Here is a 2,958-nt window from a genome sequence, read left to right as displayed (position 1 = left end):
CCGTCATCGATGAGAAAAGCGGCGACCTGCGTCAGCTGACCCTCTTGCAATACAAAGCAACCGGCGACGAACACAAACCTTTCGTCCTGTTTAACGACGGCAAGGAATACACCTACGTTGCCCAATCTGAACTTTTGGACGCTCAAGGCAACAACGTTCTGAAAGGCATCAGCTTTACCGCCCCACAAAAACAATACAGTTTGGAAGGTGACAAAGTTGAAGTCCGCCTGAGCGCACCTGAAACCAACGGCCTGAAAATCGACAAAGTTTATACTTTTACCAAAGGCAGCTACTTGGTTAACATCCGCTTTGACATTACCAACAGCAACGGCCAACCTGTCAACCTGAGCGCGGACTACCGCATCGTACGCGACAACAGCGAACCCGAAGGTCAAGGCTACTTCACCCGCTCTTACGTCGGCCCGGTGGTTTACACCCCTGAAGGCGACTTCCAAAAAGTCAGCTTCTCTGATTTGGACGACGATGCCAAATCCGGCAAATCCGAAGCCGAATACATCCGCAAAACCCCGACCGGCTGGCTCGGCATGATTGAACACCACTTCATGTCCACTTGGATTTTGCAGCCTAAAGACGGCCAAAGCGTATGCTCTGCAGGCGAATGCAACATCGACATCAAACGTCGCAACGACAATCTGTACAGCGCAAGCGTCAGCGTGCCTTTAGCCGCCATCCAAGCCGGTGCAAAAGCCGAAACCGCCATCAACCTGTATGCCGGTCCGCAAACCACTTCCGTTATCGCCAACATCGCCGACAAACTGCAACTGGCCAAAGACTACGGCAAAGTACACTGGTTCGCTTCCCCGCTCTTCTGGCTCTTGAACCAACTGCACAACATCATCGGCAACTGGGGCTGGGCAATCATCGTTTTGACCATCATCGTCAAAGCCGTACTGTATCCATTGACCAACGCCTCTTACCGCTCTATGGCAAAAATGCGTGCTGCCGCACCTAAATTGCAAGCCATTAAAGAGAAATACGGTGATGACCGCATGGCGCAACAACAAGCCATGATGCAGCTTTATAAAGACGAGAAAATCAATCCGCTGGGCGGCTGTCTGCCTATGCTGTTGCAAATCCCCGTCTTCATCGGTCTGTACTGGGCATTGTTCGCCTCCGTAGAATTGCGCCAAGCGCCTTGGTTGGGTTGGATTACCGACTTGAGCCGTCCGGATCCTTTCTACATCCTGCCTTTGATTATGGCGGTAACCATGTTTGCACAAACTTATCTGAATCCGCCATCAACCGACCCAATGCAGGCGAAAATGATGAAAATCATGCCTTTGGTTTTCTCCATCATGTTCTTCTTCTTCCCTGCCGGCTTGGTTCTGTACTGGGTAGTCAACAACCTCTTGACCATCGCCCAACAATGGCACATCAACCGCAGCATCGAAAAACAACGTGCCCAAGGCGAAGTCATTTCTTGATGAAGGTTTAGGCAACACAAAGGCCGTCTGTTGTTCAGACGGCCTTTTTTTATTTCCTCAAATACAGTTTGAGATTAAACCCAATCCAGTTTTACGCGGCATGCAACACAAAAATAGTCGGACGTTTTTTCAAATTCGGCATTTCTTTTCTTTTTCGCCACTGCGCAATCGTCTGGCTGATGATTTCCTGTGTCGGCAAGGTCAAGTCCGTAGCCACGCACAAGCGCGTTTCAGGATGTAGGTTTTCCACCGCATCAGCCAACAACGCATCGTTGCGATACGGCGTTTCGATAAACAGCTGCGTTTCATTCTGCTGGCGCGAACGTTGCTCCAAAACCTTCAAACTCTGAATCCGCTCATTTTTTTCAGACGGTAGATAACCCTTAAACGCAAAGTTCTGCCCATTCGCACCCGAAGCCATCAGCGCCAGCAACAAGCTGGATGGCCCAACCAAAGGCCGTACTTCAAAACCGTGTTTATGCGCCAACGCCACTAAATTCGCACCCGGATCGGCAACAACCGGACAACCCGCCTCGCTGACAATACCCATACTGCGCCCTTCTTGCAAAGGTTTCAGCAGTTCCGGCAAAGTCTTCAAATCCGTGTGTTCATTCAACGTTTGCAGATTCAGCTCGCGGATAGGCGTAGTCACGCCCAAATGCTTCAAATGCGCGCGCGCTGTTTTTTCCGCTTCCACAACAAAATCCGTCAGCCCGACAATCGCCTGTTGTTCATGCGGCAACAGGCATGGCGTATCAGGCGCACCCAAAGGGGTAGGAATCAAATACAAAATCGGTTTCATTCTTGCAACTCCAAAAAATGTCAGGCCGTCTGAACACATTCAGACGGCCTCAAACTATAAAACTTCCACACCTTCGTTTTTCAAAAAATCAATCAGACGGAAAATCGGAAGGCCGATCAAAGCATTCGGGTCCGTACTTTCAATCTGCTCCAACAAAGCAGCGCCCAAACCCTCGCTCTTCGCCGCACCGGCACAATAAACCGCATCCGGCTCGCGTTCCAAATATCGGCTGATTTGCTCCTGCGTCAACCGGCGCATGGTAACCACCGTATGATCGACATGATGCTGAACCTTGCCCGTAGCAGTATTCAAAAGCACGATTGCGCTGTAAAATTCAATCCGTTTTCCGCTTAAGTCCGCCAGCATCTGTTGTGCATTTGCGACGTTCATCGGCTTGCCCAACTGCCGTCCTTCGCACCATGCGACTTGGTCTGCACCAATAATCAGCGCGGCAGGAAAAGTTGCCGCCAATGAACGGGCTTTGCCTTCCGCCAAACGCAGCGCCGTCTCGCCTGCATGCTCGCCCGCAATAGGCGTTTCGTCAAAATCAGGCGATGCCGTCTGAAAATCGATACCCAAACGGCGAAGCTGTCCGCAGCGGAAAACCGAACTCGACCCTAAAACCAAAGGCAGTTTTACTTCCATATTTTTACTTAAAAACATTGACGTTAGACCGCCAAAATTATATCATACTCCGTTTATGTCATACCC

Annotated in this window: 3 protein-coding genes; 1 reads left to right on the top strand and 2 read right to left on the bottom strand. The window is 50.5% G+C overall.

Annotated elements, in window-relative coordinates; genetic code table 11:
• Positions 1-1,445 (top strand): membrane protein insertase YidC (yidC, locus tag ACTHUT_RS16920; protein ID WP_440419149.1); only part of this gene is annotated, 1,445 nt, incomplete at its 5' end.
• A 91-nt stretch (positions 1,446-1,536) separates the two neighbouring features.
• On the opposite strand, the gene ACTHUT_RS16915 is transcribed toward yidC, so the two are convergent.
• Both ACTHUT_RS16915 and ACTHUT_RS16910 read right to left on the bottom strand, forming a co-directional pair.
• Positions 1,537-2,247: an SAM-dependent methyltransferase gene (locus ACTHUT_RS16915; protein ID WP_250599603.1), complete on the bottom strand. Its 711-nt coding sequence runs from the start codon at positions 2,245-2,247 to the stop codon at positions 1,537-1,539.
• Positions 2,248-2,301: 54 nt separating this feature from the next.
• Positions 2,302-2,892 carry a Maf family protein gene (locus ACTHUT_RS16910; RefSeq protein WP_250599601.1) on the bottom strand — a complete coding sequence of 197 codons (591 nt, stop codon included), beginning with the start codon at positions 2,890-2,892 and terminating at the stop codon, positions 2,302-2,304.
• Between the last annotated feature and the right edge of the window lie 66 nt (positions 2,893-2,958).

Source organism: Neisseria sp. P0022.S010 (genome assembly GCF_051956635.1).
The sequence above is the reverse complement of the archived record's forward strand: the minus strand, read 5'-3'. Positions and strand labels throughout refer to the sequence as shown.

Coding starts and splice junctions, on each gene's coding strand:
- ACTHUT_RS16915 (WP_250599603.1), bottom strand. CDS start 2,247: ATGAAACCGATTTTGTATTTGATTCCTACCCCTTTGGGTGCGCCTGAT.
- ACTHUT_RS16910 (WP_250599601.1), bottom strand. CDS start 2,892: ATGGAAGTAAAACTGCCTTTGGTTTTAGGGTCGAGTTCGGTTTTCCGC.